Below are 21,467 nucleotides of genomic sequence, written 5' to 3'. Positions count from 1 at the left end.
GCAGGCTTCCATCGCGACGACGCATGCGGGGAGTTGGTCGAAAAACTCCAGCACCTGAACGCGCCGCAACTTCTTGCGCAGGACCACTCGACCGGTGCCGTCGGCCCCATGCACCTGAAACACATTCTTCGCCAGATCGAGCCCGACCGTGATAACCTCCGACATGACCGCCTCCCAAGTTGGATTGTTGCGATCCCACCTTGGCACAGTGTGCCGTCGGGGGGCGGTTACACCATCAACGCCCTCTTGGAGCATGATCGGGAAGCCGGCACTCATATCGAGACCCCCTGCGGCTCGGCCTGACCAGCATGTAGGGTCCCATCTTCACTGCATCAGTTTTCGAATACCCTATCTCTATTTGCATCAGTTGTGTTACTGATGCAGTGTCCAGTTCTGGATATGTCCGGTCCTGTTCTCGCAACGTTCCTAAGGCGTGCAAGCAGTCTCATACAGCGAAAACCCTTAAAACTTTGGCTCTACCCGGCTCGGTAGTTCGGGGACTCGCGGGTGATCTGCACGTCGTGGACGTGGCTCTCCTTCAGCCCGGCGCCGGTGATCTTCACGAAGCTGCATCCCTGCCGCATGTCGCCCACGGTGGCGCAGCCAGTATAACCCATCGCCGCGCGCAGGCCGCCGACGAGCTGGTGGACCACGGCGCTGGCCGAGCCCTTGTAGGGCACCTGACCCTCGATCCCCTCCGGGACGAGCTTGTCGGAGGCTGCGTCCTTCTGGAAGTAGCGATCGGCCGAGCCCCGCGCCATCGCCCCGAGGGAGCCCATGCCGCGATACGACTTGAAGGACCGCCCCTGATAGAGGACGACCTCGCCCGGGCTCTCGTCGGTGCCGGCGAGCATCGAGCCCACCATCGCGCAGGACGCGCCCGCCGCGATCGCCTTGGCGAAGTCGCCGGAATACTTGATCCCGCCATCCGCGATCACCGGCACGTCGCCGGCCGAGGAGGCCGCGTCCATGATCGCGGTCAATTGCGGCACGCCCACGCCCGCCACGATCCGCGTGGTGCAGATCGAGCCTGGACCGATTCCCACCTTCACCCCGTCCGCGCCCGCGTCGATCAGCGCCCGGGTGCCGTCCGCGGTCGCGACATTGCCGGCCACGACCTGAACGTCGTTCGACATCCGCTTGATCCGGTCCACCGCGTGTCCCACACCCTCGGAATGACCATGCGCCGTGTCCACCACGATCAGGTCGCAGCCGGCGTCGATGAGGGCCTCCGACCGCTCGAAGCCGGCATCGCCCACCGTGGTCGCCGCCGCGACGCGCAGGCGGCCGAGCTCGTCCTTGCAGGCTTGCGGGTTCAGCACCGCCTGCTCGATGTCCTTGATCGTGAGCAGGCCGGTCAGGTGGCCCTTGTCGTTGACCACCAGCAACTTCTCGATCCGGCGCGCATGCATGATCGACTTGGCCTCGACGAGGTCCACGGGCGCGCGCAGCATGGCGAGTCCGTCGCTCGTCATCATCGTCGCCACCGGGGTCGAATCGTCGCTGGCGAAACGCATGTCGCGGTTGGTGACGATGCCGAGGATGCGGCCCGCCTCGTCGGTGACCGGAAAGCCGGTGACGCGGTAGCGCTCCTGCAGCGCCTTCGCGTCGGCGAGCGTCTGGTCGGGGCGCAGCGTCACCGGGTTGTAGACCACTCCGCTGACGAAGCGCTTGACGCGCCGCACCTCCTTCTGCTGCGCGTCGAGATCGAGATTGCGGTGGATCACGCCCATGCCGCCGGCCTGCGCCATGGCGATGGCCATGCGCGACTCGGTCACCGTGTCCATGGCCGAGGAGAGGACGGGAATGTTGAGCGCGATGCTCTTCGTCACATGCGTGCGCGTATCGGCGCTGCCGGGCAGGACCTGGCTCGCGGCCGGAACCAGCAGAACGTCGTCGAAGGTGAGGGCCTCGCGAATCTCCATGACTTCCTCCGTCGGGCGAGTTCGGTTGGCGCGTCCCTGTCTCACCTTTGCGGGATCGGGGCAAGGGGCAGGGCGTGCCGGGTTGCGTCCGGCCGCCGGACGGGGCATCGAGCGCCGCATTGACCGCAACCGGGCGTTCCGTAGGCGCCGAAACGACGGAGGACCGCATGTCCCAGATCACCCTGACCTTCCCCGATGGCGCCACGCGCGCCGTGGAGGCCGGCACGACGGCCGGGATGGTGGCGGAGAGCATCTCCAAGTCGCTCGCCAAGAAGGCGATCTCCGCGCAGGTGAACGGCGCGCATTACGACCTCGCCTGGCCGATCGAGCACGACGCCACGATCGCCATCAACACGATGCAGGACGAGGCACCGGCGCTCGAACTGATCCGCCACGATCTCGCCCACGTGATGGCCCGCGCCGTGCAGGAGATCTGGCCGGACGTTAAGGTGACGATTGGCCCCGTCCGCGACTTCGGGTGGTTCTATGACTTCGACAGGGCGGAGCCGTTCACGCCAGAGGATCTGGGCGCGATCGAGCAGCGGATGAAGCAGATCATCGCCGCGCGCGAGCCGGTGCGGACAGAGGTCTGGTCGCGCGCCGACGCCCGGGCGTATTACGAAGCGGCGGGCGAGCCCTTCAAGGTGGAGCTCATCGACCGCATCCCGGGCGACGAGCCGATCCGGATGTACTGGCACGGCGAGTGGCAGGATCTCTGCCGCGGGCCGCATCTGGCGAACACCGGCCAGATCCCGGCCGACGCGTTCAAGCTGACCTGCGTTTCGGCGGCCTACTGGCTGGGCGACAGCACGCGGCCGCAGCTGCAGCGCATCTACGGCATCGCCTTCCGCAACCGCGACGACCTGAAGGCGCACCTGAAGTTCCTCGAGGAGGCCGAAGCCCGCGACCACCGCCGGCTGGGCCGCGAGATGGACCTCTTCCACATGCAGGAGGAGGCGCCGGGGCAGGTCTTCTGGCACCCGAACGGCTGGACCATCTACACCACGCTGCAGGATTTCATGCGCCGCAAGCAGCGCGCCGACGGATATGTCGAGGTCAACACGCCGCAGGTCGTGGACCGCAAGCTCTGGGAAGCGTCGGGCCACTGGGACAAGTACCAAGATCACATGTTCATCGTCGAGGTGGACGAGGAGCATGCGCGCGAGAAGGCGGTGAACGCGCTCAAGCCGATGAACTGCCCCTGCCACGTGCAGGTCTACAATTCCGGGCTGAAGAGCTACCGCGACCTGCCGCTCCGGATGGCGGAGTTCGGCTCCTGCAGTCGATACGAACCCTCGGGCGCGTTGCACGGCATCATGCGGGTGCGCGGTTTCACGCAGGACGACGCTCACATCTTCTGCACCGAGGACCAGATCGAGGCGGAATGCGCGCGCTTCATCAACTTCCTTGCCTCCGTCTATCGCGATCTGGGCTTCGAGCGCTTCGACATCGCCTTCGCCACCCGGCCCGAGAAGCGCGTGGGCTCCGACGAGAGCTGGGACCATGTCGAGGGCGCGCTCGAAGCGGCGATCAAGTCGACCGGCAACCCGTACCGCGTGGAAGAGGGGGACGGGGCCTTCTACGGGCCGAAGCTCGACTTCTACCTGACCGACGCGATCGGGCGTGTCTGGCAGTGCGGTACGTTCCAAGTGGACCCGAACCTGCCCGAACGGCTCGGCGCGACCTATGTGGGCGAGGACGGCGAGAAGCACCGGCCCTACATGCTGCACCGCGCCTGTCTGGGCTCCTTCGAGCGGTTCATCGGCATCCTGATCGAGAACTCCGCCGGACGGCTTCCGTTCTGGCTCGCGCCCCGGCAGGTCGTGGTCGCCTCGATCGTGTCGGACGCGGACGAGTACGTGGGGGAGGTGGTCGAGACCCTGCGACGCATGGGCGTTCGGGCCGAGGCGGATACGCGGAACGAAAAGATCAACTTCAAGGTCCGCGAGCATTCCGTCGCGAAGGTTCCGGTGATCCTCGCCATCGGCCGACAGGAGGTCGAGAACCGGACCGTCACGCTTCGCCGGCTCGGCGAGAAGGCGACGCGGGTGCTGTCGCTCGACGAGGCTTCCGAAGAGATCGGTGCGGAGGCGACGCCGCCGGATCAGCATTGATGTTTCCGTCAAGGCAACGATCTCCGCTGGGGCGATCATTGTCCCGGTTTCGTCACCGCCGTGCCTCATTCGGACCACAATCAGGGCCGAGGCTCTGTCTCATGGCGTCTTCCGGGTCGGACCTGACTGGACTCCTCCCCCGGCCGGTCCTTCGCTCGCGCGGTCGTCATGTTTCCCTGTCGATTGGTCGGCCCGCGCGTGACGCGGGTCGCACCATCGCAATCGACCCCCGACCGTGACCCCCGGCGCGCGCATCCAGGCCGCGATCGACGTGCTCGACCGCGTACTGCGCGGGGGGGCGGCCGAGCGGGAATTGACGGCATGGGCTCGCGGCGCCCGCTATGCCGGTTCGAAGGACCGCGCCGCCGTGCGCGATCACGTCTTCGACGCGTTGCGCCGATTGCGATCCGCCAACTGGGACGGGGGCGGGGGCGATATCCCGACGGGCGAGATCGACGCGCGGGTCGCGATGGCCGGGCTGCTGCGGGGCCGGGGGAAGGAACCGGCGACCTTCTTCACCGGCGAAGGTCACGCGCCCGCACCGATCGTCCTGCCGGACGCGCCGGGCGCGGCGCCGGAGGGCGTGCGGCTCGACATGCCGGACTGGTTGCTGCCGCGCTTCCGGGCGGCGCTTGGCGAGGATCGCGACGCGGTGCTCGGGGCGATGCGGGACCGGGCGGATGTCGTGTTGCGCGCGAATGCGGCGCGCATCACCCGCGACGACCTGATCGACGCGCTTCGCGCGGGGGGATGGGACGCGCAACTGCATCCTCTCGCTCCCGATGCCGTCCGTGTGCCGGCTGGCGCGCGGGGGCTCGCAGTCTCGTCCCTGTTCGACGACGGCCTGTTCGAGTTTCAGGATGCCGGCTCGCAGGCGTTGGTGGAGGTGTTGCCGGCGACCCCGGGCCCCGTCCTCGACCTTTGTGCCGGTGGCGGCGGCAAAGCCCTGGCGCTGGCGGCGAAGGGCACGCGTGTGCTGGCGCACGACGTCGATCCCCGGCGGATGCAGGACATTCCTATCCGGGCCGCGCGCGCGGGAGTTGTGATCGAGCGGGTCGAGACGCCGGATTCGCATGGCCCGTATGACGGCGTCGTGGCGGATGTGCCCTGCTCTGGCAGCGGCAGCTGGCGTCGCGCGCCGGAGGCGAAATGGCGGCTGACCGCTGAGAGACTGGCCGAGCTGACGAACAGCCAGGCTCTGATCCTCGACCGCGCGCTGAGCCTCGTGCGACCCGGCGGCTGGGTGGCCTACATGACCTGCTCGATGCTCGACGAGGAGAATGCCGGTCCGGTGGCAAAGGTTCTTTCCAACCGGCCGGACGCGAAGGTCGTCCGTACATGGTCCTGCACGCCGCTCGACGATGCCGACGGGTTCGGGCTGCATCTGCTCGAGCGGACGGACTGAGCGATCGCGGCGGCTTGAACCGCCCCCGGCCCGCGGGCATCAAGACATGAGCAGGAGGAACGCGCATGGCTCTGCCCTATCGGCGACAGGCGATCTACTGGGGCATGGCCGGCGCCGTGTTCCTCGTCGTGCTGTGGTATCTTGGTCCTGTGCTCCTGCCGTTCCTCGTCGGCGGCGCGATCGCCTACATACTCGACCCTCTGGCCGATCGGCTCGAACGTCTGGGCTTGCCACGCGCCGGGGCGACGACGGTGATCACGCTGGTCGGGGTCACGCTCCTCGTCCTTGCGGTGGCGTTCCTGATCCCGCTCCTGGTCCAGCAGCTCACCGCACTCGTGAAGGCGGCGCCGGACTATTTCGCGGCGCTGCGCGACTGGCTGGGCACCCGCTTTCCCGACACGGTGGGCGAGGACGGCTTCGTGCGCCGGGGCCTGTCCGATCTGGGCGAGGCGGTCAGCGCGCGCGGCGGCGAGCTGGCGCAGAGCCTCGTCGCGGGCCTGTTCGGCGTGGTCAACGCGCTCGTCTTCATCGTCGTCGTGCCGGTGGTGTCGTTCTATCTCCTGCTGGACTGGGACAACATGGTCGCGCGGATCGACGACCTGCTTCCCCGCGAACATGCCGGCCGCATCCGTGACATCGCGCGCGACATCGACAGCACGCTGGCGAGCTTCGTGCGCGGACAGCTCACCGTCTGCCTGATCCTGGGCACGTTCTACTCGGTCGCGCTGATGCTCGTCGGTCTGCAGTTCGGTCTCGTGGTTGGCGCCGTGTCCGGTCTCATCACCTTCATCCCCTATGTCGGCGCCATCGTCGGCGGCTCGCTCGCCATCGGGCTCGCCCTGTTCCAGTTCTGGGGCGAATGGTGGTGGATCGTGGCGGTCGCCGGCATCTTCATGTTCGGGCAGTTCTTCGAGGGCAACATCCTGACGCCCAATCTCGTCGGCTCCTCGGTCGGGCTCCATCCGGTCTGGCTCCTCTTCGCGCTTGCGGCCTTCGGGGCGATCTACGGCTTCGTGGGCATGCTGGTGGCGGTGCCCGTCGCCGCCGCGCTGGGCGTCCTCGCGCGGCACGGTCTGCGGAACTACAAGGAGAGCACGCTCTACACCGGACAGGCCGAACCGCCGCCGCCGATCCTCGAGGATCTGACGTCGCATCGCCGGACGGACTGAGCATGCGTCAGCTCCCGATGAACCTGCCCTGGACGGAGGCGCTGGGCCGCGAGGACTTCATGGTCTCCATCGCGAACGCCAAGGCGATGGCGCTCGTCGGCGGATGGCCGGACTGGCCGCAGGGGCGTCTCGCGCTGATCGGGCCGGAAGGGGCGGGCAAGAGCCACCTGGCCGCGATCTGGGCCGAGGAGACCGGGGCACGCGTCGTCGCGGCCGGCGCGCTGACGCCCGACGCCGCGCCGGAGCTGGCGGAGGGACCGCTCGTGATCGAGGATGCCGATCGCGGCGTCGACGAGGCCGCGCTGTTCCATCTCTGGAACGCCTGCGCGGGCGAGGGGCGCGGACTGCTCCTGACCGGCCGCGCCCCGCCGTCCGACTGGAAGGTGGCGCTACCCGATCTGGCGAGCCGGCTGGCCTCGCTCACGCCGGCGCGGATCGGCAATCCGGACGACGCGCTCCTCTCCATCGTCCTGCTGAAGATGTTCGCCGACCGGCAGCTCGTCGTGAAGCCGGCGCTGATCGGCTATCTGATGGGCCGGATGGAGCGCAGCTACGTCGCCGCGCGCGCGATGGTGGATCGGCTCGACGCGGAATCGCTGGCGCGTGGACGACCGATCAATCAGGCGCTCGCGCGCGAAATCTTGGAGGGCTGACGGGCTTACCGGGGACAGCCGACGGCAGGGCGCCATCTGGACATGGCGGGGGTCGGGCTCTAGCGTGTCACGTCCACGTTACAGAAGTATGTCAGGGCCTTCCCCATGCTCGACGAGAACGTCCCCGCCGTCGATTTCCTGAACGCGCCACTGCCGGCGGCCGTGCCGCTGGACGAGGCGCGGACGCTTGGCCCGCAGCGGTTCTTTAACCGAGAGCGGAGTTGGCTGGCGTTCAACTGGCGCGTGCTCGACGAGGCGGAGAACCCGCGCGTGCCGCTCCTGGAGCGGCTGCGATTCCTTTCGATCTCGGCCGCCAATCTCGACGAGTTCTACACGGTCCGCGTGGCCGGCCTGCGGGAGCTTGCCCGCGCCGACAACCGCACACCCGGGGCCGATGGGCGGACGCCGGCCGAACAGCTGGTGATGATCGACGAGGACGCGGAGCGCCTGCTCGCCAACCAGCAGCGCGTCTGGAAGGATCTGCGCGCCGCGATGGAGAGCGCCGGGATCAGCCTGCTGCGCGCAGCGGAGCTCGACGCGGCGGAGCGGCGGGCAATGGGCGAGGTGTTCCTGCGCGACGTCTTCCCCATCATCTCACCCCTCGCCATCGATCCCGCGCATCCGTTCCCGTTCCTCGCCAACGAGGGCCTCGCGCTCGCCGTGGAGCTCGAGCGGCGGTCCGACAAGCGTCTGCTCCGGGCGCTCCTGCCGATCCCCGCTCAGATCGCGCGGTTCGTCCGGCTGGCCGACGCCGGCGACAGGATCAGGTTCCTCCCGCTGGAGGAGCTGCTGCTGATGCAGATCGACCAGCTGTTTCCCGGCTACGGCCTGCGCGGGCATTGCATGTTCCGCGTCCTGCGCGACAGCGACCTGGAGGTGGAGGAAGAGGCCGAGGATCTCGTCCGGGAGTTCGAGACCGCGCTCAAGCGCCGGCGGCGCGGCGAGATCGTGCGGATGAAGATCACGACCCAAGCGCCGGCGGGTCTCTATCGCGACATCGTCGACGAGATCGGGGTGGACGAATCCGAGGTGATCGAGGTCGAGGGTCTGATCGGCCTAGCGCAGCTCAAGGAGCTCGTGACCGACGACCGGGTGGATCTGCAATGGCCGAGCTTCACGCCGCGCGTTCCCGAGCGTGTGCAGGACCACGACGGCGACATGTTCGCGGCGATCCGTCAGAAGGACATGCTGCTCCACCACCCCTACGAGACCTTCGACATGGTCATCCGCTTCCTGCAGCAGGCGGCGAACGACCCGAACGTCCTGGCCATCAAGCAGACGCTCTACCGCACGTCGCGCGACAGCCCGATCGTCGCCGCGCTCTGCGAGGCGGCGGAGGCGGGCAAGACCGTCACCGCGCTCGTGGAGTTGAAGGCCCGCTTCGACGAGGCCGCGAACATCCGCCAGTCGCGCCGGCTGGAACGCGCCGGTGCGCATGTCGTCTACGGCTTCACCCGGCTCAAGACCCATGCCAAGATCAGCACCGTCGTCCGCCGGGAGGGCGACCGGCTGGTGACCTATTCGCATTTCGGCACCGGCAACTACCACCCGATCACCGCGCGCATCTATACCGACCTGTCGCTCTTCACCTGCGAAGCCTCGCTGGCCCACGACGCGACCAAGGTCTTCAACTACATCTCCGGATATGCCCCGCCGGAAGGGCTGAAGACGCTCATCGTTTCTCCCAACCAGATGAAGGATCACCTCCTGGCTTCCATCGACGCGGAGGCGGAGCATGCCCGGAACGGGCGCCCCGGCGCGATCTGGGCCAAGATGAACGCCCTGATCGAGCCCGATATCATCGACGCGCTCTACAGGGCCAGTCAGGCGGGCGTTCGGATCGACCTTGTGATCCGCGGCATCTGTGGGCTTCGGCCCGGCGTGATCGGCCTGAGCGAGACCATCCGCGTGAAGTCGATCGTCGGCCGCTTCCTCGAACATTCGCGGATCGTATGCTTCGGAAACGGCGCCGGCCTGCCCTCGAAGAAGGCCCGGGTCTACATCTCCTCGGCCGACTGGATGGGCCGCAACCTGAACCGTCGGGTCGAGACGCTGGTGGAATGCATCAACCCGACCGTGAAGGCGCAGATCGTGCGGCAGATCATGGCGGCCAACCTCGCCGACGTCGCGCAAAGCTGGATGCTCGGCCCGGAAGGCGACTGGTCGCGGCCGGATCTGTCCGGTTTGGAGAAGCCTTTCAACTGCCACCGATTCTTCATGGAGAACCCGTCGCTTTCCGGCCGGGGATCGGCGGGCGCGAAAGACGTGCCGGAACTGACACATTCCAGCGACTGATTGACGTCGGACCCTGTCATCGGCGGAAAAGGTGTCGGTCCTCCGCCGCCAAACGGCGCGTTTCCGCCTGCGTGAACTGAACCGTCCCGTAAATCACCCGCCCTCCACGAAATCCGGCAAGCCTCGTCCCTGCGGGTCGATGCGAGATGATTTCTCGAAAGCGTCGTCCCCGAATATTCACTCACTCACAAGACGCCCCGGCGCCGCCACGACATTTGTTGCGGCGCCGGGCAACTCGTCCCTCCCCAAACGAAGCCTGGTCGAACCGGTGCATTGACCGTCCATCCCCGGCGGGGCAAACCCGGTCGCATGATGGGGGGCTTCATGACGACGTCAGGCGACGAGCAGGAGGAATTCGGCCGCTTCGGCGCACCACTCTTCGATGGCCCGGAGGCGAGGGGTCTGCGGCGGGTCGGCGTGATCGACGTCGGATCGAACTCCGTCCGGCTCGTCGTCTTCGACGGCGCCGCGCGGTCGCCGGCCTATTTCTACAACGAGAAGATCCTCTGCGGGCTTGGCGCCGGCCTGGCCGAGACCGGCATGCTGAACGCCAAGGGGCGCGACCGGGCGATGGCCGCGCTGAAGCGCTTCGCGATCCTCGCCCGTGGCATGGAGGTCAACTCCCTGACCGCTGTCGCGACGGCCGCGGTGCGCGAGGCGACCGACGGTCCCGCCTTCGAGGCGGAGGTGCGGGAGGCGACGGGCCTGCGCCTATGGGTCATCGACGGCACGGAGGAAGCGCGGCTGTCGGGGCAGGGCGTCCTGCTCGGCTGGCCCGAGGCCGAGGGCCTGATGTGCGATATCGGTGGCTCGTCGATGGAGCTCTCGGAGTTGTCTGGCGGCGCCGTCGGCGCGACGGTGTCCGGCAAGCTCGGCCCGCTGAAGCTGCAGGGGCTCGAGAGCAAGGCGGCGCGTCGTGACGAGATTGCCGCGGGCCTGACCGGTATGAAGGCCGTGCTGAGCCGCGAGCATTACGACAGGCTCTACCTCGTCGGCGGAAGCTGGCGTGCCATCGCGCGGGTCGACATGGAGCGCCGCGATTACCCGCTTCACGTGCTCCACGAATATACGATGACGCAGAAGGATCTGCGCGCGACCTTCGACTACATCGCGGCCGCCGATCCCGTCGAACTCGGGCGTGCCACCGGGACGAGTCAGGCGCGCATGTCGCTCGTGCCGCTGGCCAGCGAGGTCCTGTCGCGGGTGGTCAAGACGTTTCGCCCCAAGGAAATCGCGGTCTCGAGCTACGGGATCCGCGAGGGCCTGCTCTACGAGCAGATGCCGGAAATCCTGCGCGCGCGCGACCCGTTGATCGAAAGCTGTCGCGCCTCCGAGGCGGCGTCGGCCCGGCTGCCGGGATTCGGACGTGTGCTCTACCGGTTCATCGCGCCCCTCTTCTCGCGCGCCAATGACCAGCGGTTGCGTCTGATCCGGGCCTGCTGCCTTCTGCACGACGTCAGCTGGCGGGCGCATCCGGACTACCGGGCGGAAATTTGCTTCGACAACGCCACGCGCGCCAATCTCGGCGGGCTGACGCATTCCGAGCGCGTCTATCTCGGGCTGGCGCTTCTTCACCGCTATCGCAACAAGCGCGAAGGCACGCCTTTCGAGGCCCTCGCGCCGCTGCTGGATGAGGACGATACCCGCCAGGCGGAGGTCGTCGGCAAGGCGATGCGCTTCGGAGCGATGTTCTCGGCGCAGGACCCGTCGCTGATGGGACAGTTGAAGCTCTACCCGAAGAAACGCGAGCTCGAGCTGCAATTGCCGGGCGGCGACGGGGAGGCGCTCTACGGGGAGGTCGCCGAGGCACGATTCCGGTCGCTCGCCGCGTCGCTCGCGGCGGATCCGAAAGTCCGTGTGATCAAATCCTCGTAAATCGGACGATCGCCTTGCCCCATGGCTGCCGGTGACGGTCAGGGGGCCCGTAGCATGATCCGACGCATTTGATCGGCAATCCGCGATACGCCCGATCGGTCGCAACGCGCGGCATGATCCGGTCGAAAGCTGAGTACCACCTGCGCTTGCCCCGAACGCCGGGCATTGGTAGCGCCATGCGAGATCTTCCGGAGCCCGTCCCATGCGTCTGAGCCGCTACTTCCTACCTGTCCTGAAGGAGACGCCTGCCGAAGCGCAGATCGCGTCCCATCGTCTCATGCTGCGGGCGGGCATGATCAAGCAGGCTTCCGCCGGCATCTATTCCTGGCTGCCGCTCGGATACCGGGTGCTGCGGCGGATCGAGCAGATCGTCCACGAGGAGCAGCAGCGCGCGGGGCACATCCCTATGCTGATGCCGACGCTGCAATCGGCCGATCTCTGGCGGGAATCGGGGCGCTACGACGCCTACGGACCGGAAATGCTGCGGTTCAGCGACCGGCAGGATCGGGAGATGCTCTACGGTCCGACGAACGAGGAGCTGATCACCGACATCGTGCGGGCCAACGTGGCGAGCTACCGGGACCTGCCGCTCACGCTCTATCACATCCAGTGGAAGTTCCGCGACGAGATGCGGCCGCGCTTCGGCGTCATGCGCGGGCGCGAGTTCCTCATGAAGGACGGCTACAACTTCGACCTGACGCAGGACGATGCGCTGCACGCCTACAACCGGCATCTGGTCACCTACCTGCGCACCTACGAGCGGATGGGACTGCAGGCGATCCCGATGCGCGCCGACAGCGGACCCATCGGCGGCGACGACACGCACGAATTCCTGGTTCTCGCCGAGACCGGCGAGTCGGAGGTGTTCTACGACAGCGCGGTGACCGATATCCGCCTCGGCGACCGGGACATCGATTACGATGACGTCGATCAGTGCCGTGCCGTGCTCGACGAGTTCACCTCGCTCTACGCCCGGACCGACGAGACCCACGACGAGGGCGAGTTCGCCCAAGTGCCGGAGGTACGTCGCCGCACCGCCCGCGGGATCGAAGTCGGGCAGATCTTCTATTTCGGGACGAAGTATTCCGAGCCGCTCGGCGCGACGGTGCAGGGCCCGGACGGCAAACAGGTGCCGCTCCACATGGGATCGCACGGGATCGGGGTGAGCCGGCTCGTCGGCGCGATCATCGAGGCGAGCCACGACGAGCGCGGGATCGTCTGGCCCGAAGGCGTGACCCCGTTCCATGCGGGCATCGTCAACCTGCGGCAGGGCGACCCGAGCACCGATTCCGCCTGCGACGGCATCTACCGGCAACTGGAAGCGAGCGGCCTGACCGCGCTCTACGACGACCGGGAGGAACGGGCCGGGGCCAAGTTCGCGACGATGGACCTGATCGGCCTGCCGTGGCGGATCACCGTCGGGCCGCGCGGCCTCGCCAACGGCCAGGTCGAGCTTACCTCCCGCCGTACGGGCGAGAACGAGGCGATGTCGCCCGAATCCGCCATCGCGCGTCTGAAAGACATCTACGCGGGCGTCTGACGTACCGCATAGCTTCCGCATGGCCGCCGGTTCCGCCCCCTTCTCCCGCATGGAATGGATGATCGCCTGGCGCTACCTGCGCGCCCGGCGCTCCGAGGGCGGTATCTCGGTGATGACCTGGATCAGCCTCGCCGGCATCGCGCTCGCGGTCTTCGCGCTGATCGTCACGCTCGCCGTGCGGTCGGGCTTCCGCTACGAGTTCGTCGACACGATCGTCGGCGCGAACCCGCATGCGAGCGTCCTGACCTACGGCGAGACGCTTCCCAACGGGGGGCTGACGCGGACCGTTTCCGACTACGACGCCTTGGCGGAGCGCCTTGCCGCGGTGCCGGAGGTGACGCATGCCGTGCCGGTCGTGTCGGGGCAGGTCATGGCGTCGGTCCCGGGCGCGAATACCGGGGCGCAGGTCGTCGGCATCCGCAAGGCGGACCTTCTCGACATTCCGCGGGTGGCGACGCCTGAGGTCAGCCAGGGCAACATCCAGGCTTTCGGGACGGGCGAAGGCGAAGGTATCGCCATCGGCTGGTATCTTGCCGACAAGCTCGGCGTGGCGGCGGGCGACACGATCCGCCTGATCTCGCCCGACGGAGTGAAGGGGCCGTTCGGCACGTCGCCGCGCGTAAAGGCCTACCGCGTGGCCTACGTCTTCAGGGTCGGCCGCTACGACATCGACCTGATCCGCGTCTACATGCCGTTCGAGGAGGCGCAGATCTACTTCAACCGGGAGGGGCTGGCCGACGAGATTCAGGTTTCGATCACCGATCCCGAGGCGGTCGACGCGGTCGGTCCCGAACTTGTGCGGGCCGCCGGAAGCAACCACTATCTCTGGACCTGGAAGGACAGCGCCGGCGGGTTCCTGCGCGCGTTGCAGATGGAGGACAACATAATGTTCGTCATCCTTTCCATCCTCGTCCTGATCGCCACGCTGAACATCACCTCCGGCCTTGTGATGCTGGTCAAGAACAAGGGTCGCGACATCGGCATCCTGCGGACGATGGGATTGGGCGAGGGAACGATCCTGCGGGTGTTCTTCCTCTGCGGGGCATCGATCGGGGTGGTGGGAACGATCATCGGCGTCGTCGCCGGCTGCGCCTTCGCGATCTGGATCGACCCGATCTTCAACGTCGTGAACTACCTCGCGGGCGGAGGCGTCTGGGACCCGTCGGTGCGCTACATCTCCGAGCTTCCGGCACGGCTGGAACCGGGCGACGTGCTCTCCGCCGTGGCGCTGTCGCTCACGCTGTCCTTCATCGTCACGATCTTCCCCGCGCGCCGCGCGGCGCGGATGAATCCGGTCGAGGCGCTGCGCTATGAGTGAGGCGCTGGCCCTCGCGGGCATCGAGAAAGGCTACCATCTCGGCCGGCCGAACGAGATACGGGTGCTGAACGGCGTCGACCTGACGCTCGCTCCGGGCGAAGTCTGCGCGCTCGTCGCGCCGTCGGGGGCGGGCAAGTCCACGCTCCTGCACATCGCGGGCCTGCTGGACACGCCGGATGCCGGGACGGTGATGATGGACGGCCACGACCTCACCGGGCAAAGCGACCGCGCCCGCACCCGCGCGCGCCGGGAGCGGGTCGGCTTCATCTATCAGTTCCACCACCTCCTGCCGGAATTCACCGCCGCCGAGAATATCGTCCTGCCGCAACTCGCGGCCGGGACTGCGGCGCCGGACGCCCGCACCCGCGCGCTCGATCTGCTGGAGCGTGTCGGGCTCGCGCATCGCGCCGGCCACCGGCCGGCCGAGATGTCGGGCGGGGAGCAGCAGCGGACGGCGTTCTGCCGCGCGCTGGCCAACGCGCCGGGACTTCTGCTCGCCGATGAGCCGACCGGCAACCTCGATCCGGCGACGTCTGATACGGTCTTCGGCGCGCTGATGGCGCTCGTGCGGGAGACCGGAATGGCGGCGCTGATCGCGACCCACAATCTCGAACTGGCCGGCCGCATGGACCGGACCCTGCGGCTGGAGAACGGCCGCCTAGCCTAGATGTGCGGCGATCCGGTCGTAGAGACGCCTGCGCGTCTCCGGCCCCTCCATCAGGACCTCGTGTCGCGCGCCCTCTACCATCTTGAGCGTTCCGTTCGACCATGAACCCATGCGGACGTGGATCGCGTCGGGCGAGACGATATCCTCGTCGGTGCCGAGGAAGGTCAGGCAGGGCGTGTTCGGGGCGGGTTCCCGCGCCAGGCGATGCATCTCGCGCAACGCGGCCCATATCCAGCCGAACGACGGACCGCCGAGGGCCAGTTCCGGATGCACGGTGATCTGCCGCTTCATCCAGGCGAACATCTCGGAATCGGTCGTGAGCAGGTTGCCTTCGAACGGCGCGGCGGCCGGGTCGGCCACCTTCGCGGCGCCGGGTGCGAGGCGCTCCCCGAGTCCGAGACCCGAGGCGAGGGCGGAGGCGATCCAGCCGACGAGGCGTCGGTGCGGCGCGAGAGGCAGCCCCCACATCGGCGCGGAGAAGACCGCGCGGGTGAATTCGGACCGGCGGTGCAGGGCCCGCAGCCCGATCAGCCCGCCCATCGAATGTCCGAGCAAGTGCCACGGGCGCGGCATGTCCAGTGTCGCGCAATGGGTCAGGAGGGCATCGACATCGTCTTGGAACTCGCCGAAATTCCGGACATGGCCCAAGCGCGGATCGCGCGAGGAGCGGGGGGAGAGGCCCTGACCCCGCCAGTCGATCGCGGCCGTGGCATAGCCGCGCACCCCGAGCTCGCGCGCGGCGTGCGAATACTTCTCGACATATTCCGTCCGCCCCTGAAACAGCATCACCGTTCCCCGCGAACCCTCGGGCCAAGTGACCGCCCGCAGCCGGACACCGTCGGCCGCATCGACCCAGACCGGCCGGGCGCCGGGGGGACCGGCGGCGACCTCGGCATGATACGGCGCGGCCGGCAGGATCATCCGGGGGGCGGCCCGATCAGGAAAGGGCCGCCCCGAGCTTCATCGCCTGTCCCATGTCGCCGTCCACCTTCAGCTTGCCGGACATGAAGGCCGCCGTCGGGTTCACGTCGCCGTCGAGGATGCCGCGGAACGTCTCCGCGTCGGCCGTCATCGTGCAATCCGCGTCCCCGTCGCCCTCGCGTACGCCGGCCTCGTCGAGCATGATCGAGCCCTCGTCCTCCACCACGAACTTGACGCTGCCGTCGAAGGTGCCAATCTTCGTGGAAAGTTGCGAGACGGCTTCGTTGATGATGTCGCTCATGGAATACCCCTGGACGTGATCGCCGGTGACGGCGGGATTGGATACGGTATACGATGGTGGACCTGAGACGAACGCTCAAGACCTCGGCTCTGGCTTTCGCCCTGTATAACGTGACGTTCGCAAACGCGCAGGAGACGCCACCGTTCCCGGACGTCGCGCCCGGCGCGCCCCCGGCCGAGGCCGCGCCCCCGCGCGAGACGGCGCGGGAGATCGCCCGCGATGCGCAGGTCCTGCTCGATCGGCTCGCCACCCTGACGGCGGAGGAGGAGGCCGTCGAGGCGCGCCGGCTTGCCGCGGAGATCCAGGAACGCTGGACCCATTCGGGCAGCGCCACGATCGACCTGCTGCTGCGACGCGGGCGGGACGCGATCACGGAAGGCGAGTATACGCGCGCCATCGCGCATCTCACCGCGCTGACCGATCATGCCCCGGAATTCGCCGAAGGCTGGAACCAGCGGGCCACCGCCTTCTTCCTGTCGGACCGCTACGGCGAGGCGCTGTCGGACATCGAGCAGGTCCTGATCCTCGAGCCCCGGCATTTCGGCGCTTTGTCCGGGCTCGCCGTCATCCTCGAACAACTCGAGCGGCCGGAGGCCGCGCTCCACGCCTTTGAGGCGGCGCAGGAGATCTACCCGGCCGACGAGAACATCCAAGGCGCGATCGACCGCCTCGAGCAGCAGACCGGCGAACGGACCCTCTGATGGACAGCCCCCTCGGGCGGGTGACGGCGGTCCTCGGACCGACGAATACCGGCAAGACGCATTACGCCATCGAGCGGATGCTGGGCCATCGCACCGGCATCATCGGCCTGCCACTGCGTCTGCTGGCGCGGGAGGTCTACGATCGGCTCGTGGCGCTGCGCGGGCCTTCCGTCGTGGCGCTGGTGACGGGCGAGGAGCGGATCGTGCCGCCGCGCACGGCCTACTGGGTCTGCACCGTCGAGGCGATGCCGCAGGGGCTGGGCACCGATTTCGCGGCCGTGGACGAGATCCAGCTCTGCGCCGATCCGGAGCGCGGCCACGTCTTCACCGACCGGCTGCTGAACATGCGCGGTACGCACGAGACGCTGTTCATGGGCTCGGACACGATGCGGCCCGCGATCGCGCAGCTCGTTCCGAAGGTGCAGTTCGCCCGCCGCGAGCGCTTCTCCGAGCTCACCTATACCGGCGGCAAGAAGATCAGCCGGATGCCGGGCCGGACCGCCATCGTCGGCTTTTCGGTCGAGAACGTCTACGCCATCGCGGAGCTCCTGCGTCGTCAGAAGGGCGGCGCGGCCGTCGTCATGGGCGCGCTCTCGCCGCGCACGCGCAACGCGCAGGTGGCGATGTATCAGAACGGGGACGTCGACTACCTCGTCGCCACGGACGCGATCGGGATGGGGCTCAACCTCGACATCAAGCATGTCGCCTTTTCCGCCACGTCGAAGTTCGACGGGCGCCGCATCCGGCCCCTGCTGCCGCATGAACTGGCGCAGATCGCGGGCCGGGCCGGGCGATACATGCAGCCGGGCACGTTCGGCGTCACCGGCGAGGCGGGACCGCTCGAGGACGACGTGGTGGATGCGATCCAGAGCCACAGCTTCAAGCCGATCGAGCGGCTGATGTGGCGCGCCGACCGGCTCGAGTTCGGCAGCCCGGAGGCGCTCATCGCCTCGCTGGAGGCGCCGAGCCCCGAGCAGATCCTCACCCGCGGACGCGAGGCCGACGATCTGCAATCGCTGAAGACGCTCAGCGCTCTCGAGGGTGTTGCCATCCGCCTGCGGGACGCGCGGGACGTGCGACTTCTCTGGGACGTGTGCCGCATTCCCGACTTCCAGGGAATCTCCCACGGCGAGCATACGACCCTCCTCGCGCGGATCTTCGGCTTCCTGCACGAGGCGGGACGTGTGCCGGGCGACTGGTTCGCGCGGCAGATCAAGCGCATCGACCGGATCGAGGGCGACATCGACATGCTGTCGAAGCGGCTGGCCTATATCCGTACCTGGACCTATGTCGCCCAGCGGAAGGGCTGGGTCGACGATGAAGCCCATTGGCGCGAGGCCACCCGCGCGGTAGAAGACCGGTTGTCGGATGCGTTGCATCAGGCGCTCACCAACAGGTTCGTCGACCGGCGGACCTCGGTGCTGCTCCGGCGGCTGAAGATGAAGGAGGGCCTTTTGGCCGACATCAACGACAAGGGCGAGGTGATCGTCGAGGGCGAGACGCTGGGCCATCTCGAGGGGTTCCGCTTCAGGCAGACGGGCACCGCCTCGCCGGACGAGGCCCGGACCGTGCGCCAGGCCGCGGCGCAGGCGCTCCGTCCCGAGTTCCACCTACGGGCGGACCGCTTCTACAATGCGCCCGACACGGAGATGGACTTCACCGAGCAGGGCGGCCTGATGTGGGGCGACCAGGCCGTGGGCAAACTCGTGCGCGGCGCGGAGCCGCTGAAACCGGGCGTCGAACCCTTCGTCGACGACGAGGCCGGGCCGGAAGTGCTGCAGAAGGTGCAGCGCCGCCTGCAGCATTTCATCGACCGCCGCATCGCCGCCGCGATGGACCCGCTCGTGGCGATGCAGCGCGACGAGGGCGTCACCGGCCTCGCGCGCGGCTTCGCGTTCCGGCTGATCGAGAACCTCGGCGTCCTGCCCCGGCAAGACGTCGCGCAGGAGGTGAAGGAACTCGATCAGGAGGCGCGGGGCCAGTTGCGCCGCCACGGGGTGCGTTTCGGCCAGTTCACGATCTTCCAGCAGCTTCTGCTGAAGCCTGCCCCGACGCGCCTGCGCCTCGTCCTTTGGTCGCTTGCGAAGGGGCTCGACGAGTTTCCCGAGGCGCCGCCGCCGGGCCTCGTCACCTTGCCGGCCGTTCGGGACGCACCCGAGGGGTACTACCCGATGGCGGGTTACCGCCTGGCCGGCGAACGCGCCATCCGGATTGACATGCTGGAACGTCTGGCCGACCTGCTGCGGTCCGCGGATACTCGCGGCGGGTTCGAGGCCACGCCCGACATGCTGTCGATCACCGGCATGACGCTCGACCAATTCGCCGATCTGATGGGCGGTCTGGGCTACGCCGCCGAGAAGGGCGAGCGTCCGAAGGCCCGGCCGGCAAAGGCCGCGGCGCCCGAGCCGGTCCCGTCCGATCCACCCGCCGATCTGCCGCCGCCCGGCGTTCCGCCGCAGGAGACGCCGCCCGACATGCCGCCGCCTGACGTGCCACCCGCCGAGACGCCGCCCTCGGACCTGCCGCCCGGCGACGTGCCGCCGGTGGACATTCCGCCCGGGGAGACGCCGGACGCGCCGGTCGAGGAGCCGGGTCAGGTCCCCGATCGCCCATATGCGCCACCTCACGAGACCCCTCCGGCGCCGCCGGAGGAGGATCCCGAACTGCCGCCGGCGGAGATGCCGCCGGCCGGTGATCCGCCGACGGAGGCCCCGCCCGAGCATGTCGCCAACGCGGCGGAGGACGCCCCGCCCGAGACGGAGGCGTATTATACGTTCACCTGGGCGCCGCGCCGTCAGCAGAGCCGCGCGCCGCGTCGCGACGGGAATGCCGCGCCGCACGGCAAGGGCAAGCCCGGCGGCAAGCCGAAGGGCAAGCCGCGCGGACCCCAGGGTGCGAAGACCTTCGAGTCGAAGCCGGCCTCGAGGGGCCGCGAGAAGGCGATCGACCCGGACAATCCGTTCGCCGCGCTCGCGGCGCTCAAGGGCAAGTGAGCGAAGCCGCGACGCGCCAGCGCATCGACAAGTGGCTCTGGCAGGCGCGCTTCTACAAGACGCGCACGCTGGCCGCCAAAGTGGTGTCCGAAGGGCGCGTGCGGGCCAACGGGGAGCGCCTGACGAAGCCCGCCCATTCGGTCGCGCCCGGCGACAGCCTTACCTTCCCGCAAGGCGATCGCATCCGCGTGGTCGAGATCGTCGCGCTGGGGACGCGTCGGGGGCCTGCCAGCGAGGCGCAGGCGCTCTACGCCGACCATACGCCACCGCCCGTGCCGCGCGCGGGCCCGCGTCCCACCGGGCGGGACCGGCGCCGCCTCGATGCGGAACGCGACGGATTATGTTCTGAATAAGGGTCGGGCGGCAGCTTGGCGTGGCACGGTCGGCGTTCCACCCGGCCCGCCTTGAACCCGCGCCATGCCGGGTCTAGATCGCCCCACGGACTCGTTCGGAAGGACAACGGCCATGACCTACATCGTCAACGACGCCTGCATCGCCTGCAAGTATACCGACTGCGTCGAAGTCTGTCCCGTGGACTGCTTCTACGAGGGCGAGAACATGCTGGTGATCCATCCCGACGAATGCATCGATTGCGGCGTCTGCGAGCCCGAATGCCCGGCCGACGCGATCCGTCCGGATACCGAGCCTGACACGGAGAAGTGGGTGGAGTTCAACCGCAAGTATTCCGAGATCTGGCCGGTCATCATCACCAAGAAGGACCCGCTTCCCGATGCCGAGGAAATGGACGGCAAGGAAGGGAAGATGGAGATGTTCTCCGAGGCGCCGGGCGAGGGCGGCTGATCCTGCGAACGTGAACGCGGCGCCTGTGGGTCAGTGTTGGTGACACTTTCCCGCATACGATTTTTATGATATGCTTGTCGCAATCGCGGGGTTGACCCTCGCGTGATCCGCCACTTTCGGTTGAATGCGCGATCGAGTTCAGATGTGACAGTTGGTCGACCCGGACCCGGTCCGGTGTCGTCCATTCGTGCCGCCGTCCGATAGCGGCACTACATGACGAGAGGATGCCCATGTCCAAGAAATCCGAGTTTCGCCCCAACGACTACGTCGTCTATCCGGCCCACGGCGTGGGTCAGATCCTGTCCATCGAGAAGCAGTCGGTCGCGGGGCTGGAACTGGAATTGTTCGTCATTTCCTTCGCGAAAGACAAGATGACGCTGCGGGTTCCGACCAACAAGGCGCAGGACGTTGGCATGCGCTCGCTGTCGTCGCCCGATGTCGTGACCAAGGCGATGGCGACCCTCAAGGGCAAGGCCCGCGTGAAGCGCGCGATGTGGTCCCGCCGGGCGCAGGAATACGAGGCCAAGATCAATTCCGGCGACCTGATCGCCATCGCGGAAGTCGTACGCGACCTGCATCGCAACGACGAGCAGCGCGAGCAATCCTATTCCGAGCGGCAGCTCTACGAAGCCGCCCTCGACCGGCTGACCCGCGAGCTCGCCGCGGTGAACGACATGGACGAGGTCGGGGCGCTGAGGGCCGTGGATGAAATCCTGATGTCGCGCGCCGCTGCCTGAGTCGGAAGGTAACACCCAACCCGAATCAAGACTGCGAACGGGGCGCCCTAGC

At 68.0% G+C, this 21,467-nt stretch carries 17 protein-coding genes and 1 pseudogene; 14 read left to right on the top strand and 4 right to left on the bottom strand.

Annotated features, from left to right (window positions below):
• Together Q1A87_RS03505 and guaB are read right to left on the bottom strand one after the other, a co-directional pair.
• Positions 1-165, bottom strand: a pseudogene (locus Q1A87_RS03505) (IS110 family transposase); the annotation flags it as partial.
• 311 nt (positions 166-476) lie between these two features.
• Positions 477-1,925 carry an IMP dehydrogenase gene (gene guaB / locus Q1A87_RS03500; RefSeq protein WP_299647087.1) on the bottom strand — a complete coding sequence of 483 codons (1,449 nt, stop codon included), beginning with the start codon at positions 1,923-1,925 and terminating at the stop codon, positions 477-479.
• 167 nt (positions 1,926-2,092) lie between these two features.
• Here guaB and thrS point away from each other — a divergent pair, with 167 nt between their 5' ends.
• From thrS to Q1A87_RS03455, 9 genes are all read left to right on the top strand, one after another.
• A complete protein-coding gene (gene thrS / locus Q1A87_RS03495) occupies positions 2,093-4,039 on the top strand; it encodes a threonine--tRNA ligase (protein ID WP_299647085.1) in 1,947 nt (648 codons plus the stop codon).
• A gap of 235 nt (positions 4,040-4,274) precedes the next feature.
• Positions 4,275-5,444 carry an RsmB/NOP family class I SAM-dependent RNA methyltransferase gene (locus Q1A87_RS03490; RefSeq protein ID WP_299647083.1) on the top strand — a complete coding sequence of 390 codons (1,170 nt, stop codon included), beginning with the start codon at positions 4,275-4,277 and terminating at the stop codon, positions 5,442-5,444.
• 65 nt (positions 5,445-5,509) lie between these two features.
• Positions 5,510-6,613, top strand: coding sequence for an AI-2E family transporter (locus Q1A87_RS03485; RefSeq protein ID WP_299647081.1), 1,104 nt, complete (start codon positions 5,510-5,512; stop codon positions 6,611-6,613).
• A gap of 2 nt (positions 6,614-6,615) precedes the next feature.
• Positions 6,616-7,266 (top strand): chromosomal replication initiator DnaA, encoded by a 651-nt coding sequence (locus tag Q1A87_RS03480; protein WP_299647079.1) that lies wholly within the window; start codon positions 6,616-6,618, stop codon positions 7,264-7,266.
• A gap of 105 nt (positions 7,267-7,371) precedes the next feature.
• Positions 7,372-9,561: an RNA degradosome polyphosphate kinase gene (locus Q1A87_RS03475; RefSeq protein WP_299647077.1), complete on the top strand. Its 2,190-nt coding sequence runs from the start codon at positions 7,372-7,374 to the stop codon at positions 9,559-9,561.
• Positions 9,562-9,885: 324 nt separating this feature from the next.
• Positions 9,886-11,436, top strand: a complete 1,551-nt coding sequence (locus Q1A87_RS03470; RefSeq protein WP_299647075.1) for a Ppx/GppA family phosphatase — start codon at positions 9,886-9,888, stop codon at positions 11,434-11,436.
• Between the two features lie 202 nt (positions 11,437-11,638).
• Entirely contained in the window at positions 11,639-12,976 is a 1,338-nt protein-coding gene (gene proS, locus Q1A87_RS03465) for a proline--tRNA ligase (protein ID WP_299647073.1), read from the top strand.
• Positions 12,977-12,995: 19 nt separating this feature from the next.
• Positions 12,996-14,294 carry a lipoprotein-releasing ABC transporter permease subunit gene (locus tag Q1A87_RS03460; RefSeq protein ID WP_299647071.1) on the top strand — a complete coding sequence of 433 codons (1,299 nt, stop codon included), beginning with the start codon at positions 12,996-12,998 and terminating at the stop codon, positions 14,292-14,294.
• Positions 14,287-14,961 carry an ABC transporter ATP-binding protein gene (locus Q1A87_RS03455; protein ID WP_299647069.1) on the top strand — a complete coding sequence of 225 codons (675 nt, stop codon included), beginning with the start codon at positions 14,287-14,289 and terminating at the stop codon, positions 14,959-14,961. The genes Q1A87_RS03460 and Q1A87_RS03455 overlap by 8 nt, the downstream gene beginning before the upstream one ends.
• Here Q1A87_RS03455 and Q1A87_RS03450 read toward each other — a convergent pair.
• Positions 14,953-15,882, bottom strand: a complete 930-nt coding sequence (locus tag Q1A87_RS03450) for an alpha/beta hydrolase (RefSeq protein WP_299647067.1) — start codon at positions 15,880-15,882, stop codon at positions 14,953-14,955. The two genes, Q1A87_RS03455 and Q1A87_RS03450, sit on opposite strands and share 9 nt — an antisense overlap.
• 16 nt (positions 15,883-15,898) lie before the next feature.
• The gene (locus Q1A87_RS03445) at positions 15,899-16,183 is read right to left on the bottom strand and encodes an SCP2 sterol-binding domain-containing protein (protein ID WP_299647065.1); all 285 of its coding nucleotides are present in this window, start codon (positions 16,181-16,183) and stop codon (positions 15,899-15,901) included.
• Between the two features lie 53 nt (positions 16,184-16,236).
• Here Q1A87_RS03445 and Q1A87_RS03440 point away from each other — a divergent pair, with 53 nt between their 5' ends.
• The 5 genes from Q1A87_RS03440 to Q1A87_RS03420 all read left to right on the top strand — a co-directional run bounded on the left by Q1A87_RS03440 (position 16,237) and on the right by Q1A87_RS03420 (position 21,415).
• The gene (locus Q1A87_RS03440) at positions 16,237-16,884 is read left to right on the top strand and encodes a tetratricopeptide repeat protein (RefSeq protein ID WP_299647063.1); all 648 of its coding nucleotides are present in this window, start codon (positions 16,237-16,239) and stop codon (positions 16,882-16,884) included.
• On the top strand, positions 16,884-19,877 hold the full coding sequence (locus Q1A87_RS03435) for a helicase-related protein (protein WP_299647061.1): 2,994 nt from the start codon (positions 16,884-16,886) through the stop codon (positions 19,875-19,877). The genes Q1A87_RS03440 and Q1A87_RS03435 overlap by 1 nt, the downstream gene beginning before the upstream one ends.
• Positions 19,874-20,230, top strand: coding sequence for an RNA-binding S4 domain-containing protein (locus Q1A87_RS03430; RefSeq protein ID WP_299647059.1), 357 nt, complete (start codon positions 19,874-19,876; stop codon positions 20,228-20,230). Before Q1A87_RS03435 ends, Q1A87_RS03430 begins: the two co-directional genes overlap by 4 nt.
• Positions 20,231-20,342: 112 nt before the next feature.
• Positions 20,343-20,678, top strand: a complete 336-nt coding sequence (gene fdxA / locus Q1A87_RS03425; RefSeq protein WP_299647057.1) for a ferredoxin FdxA — start codon at positions 20,343-20,345, stop codon at positions 20,676-20,678.
• Positions 20,679-20,902: 224 nt separating this feature from the next.
• A complete protein-coding gene (locus tag Q1A87_RS03420) occupies positions 20,903-21,415 on the top strand; it encodes a CarD family transcriptional regulator (RefSeq protein WP_299647055.1) in 513 nt (170 codons plus the stop codon).
• The last annotated feature ends 52 nt before the right edge of the window (positions 21,416-21,467 follow it).

This window comes from uncultured Jannaschia sp. (genome assembly GCF_947494055.1).
Lineage (GTDB): Bacteria > Pseudomonadota > Alphaproteobacteria > Rhodobacterales > Rhodobacteraceae > Jannaschia.
This window is presented reverse-complemented; position numbering and strand designations above follow the sequence as displayed.